Here is a 509-nt window from a genome sequence, read left to right on the forward strand (position 1 = left end):
CGCAGGTGAAAGGCATCCTTGTCAACATCTTCGGCGGCATCATGCGCTGTGATGTGATCGCCGAGGGCGTGGTGGCGGCGGTCAAGGAGGTCGGGCTGAAAGTCCCGCTCGTGGTCCGGCTCGAAGGGACCAATGTCGAGAAGGGCAAGGAGATCATCAACACCTCCGGCCTCGACGTCATCGCCGCCGATGACCTCAAGGACGGCGCGCAGAAGATCGTCAAGGCGGTCAAAGGTTGATCCCGTAGGGTGGGTGCCAACCCACCTTCCCCGCGAATTCAATACAGGAGAACGCCAGGATGGCAGTCCTCGTAGACGAAAACACCCGTGTCATCTGTCAGGGCCTCACCGGCTCTCAGGGCACGTTCCACTCTGAACAGGCCATCGCCTATGGCACGAAAATGGTCGGCGGCGTCACCCCCGGCAAGGGCGGCACCACGCATCTCGACCTGCCGGTGTTCAACTCGGTGCATGAGGCCAAGCACGAGACGCAGGCCAATGCGAGCGTGA

The 509-nt window shown here is 61.9% G+C and carries 2 pseudogenes; both read left to right on the forward strand.

Going from position 1 to position 509, the window contains the following annotated elements:
• A pseudogene (gene sucC, locus KAK09_RS18655) lies at positions 1–239 on the forward strand (succinate--CoA ligase subunit beta); the annotation flags it as partial.
• A gap of 59 nt (positions 240–298) precedes the next feature.
• Positions 299–509: pseudogene (locus KAK09_RS18660) on the forward strand (succinate--CoA ligase subunit alpha); the annotation flags it as partial.

The sequence above is a fragment of the Roseovarius autotrophicus genome (assembly GCF_018069895.1).
Lineage (GTDB): Bacteria > Pseudomonadota > Alphaproteobacteria > Rhodobacterales > Rhodobacteraceae > Roseovarius > Roseovarius autotrophicus.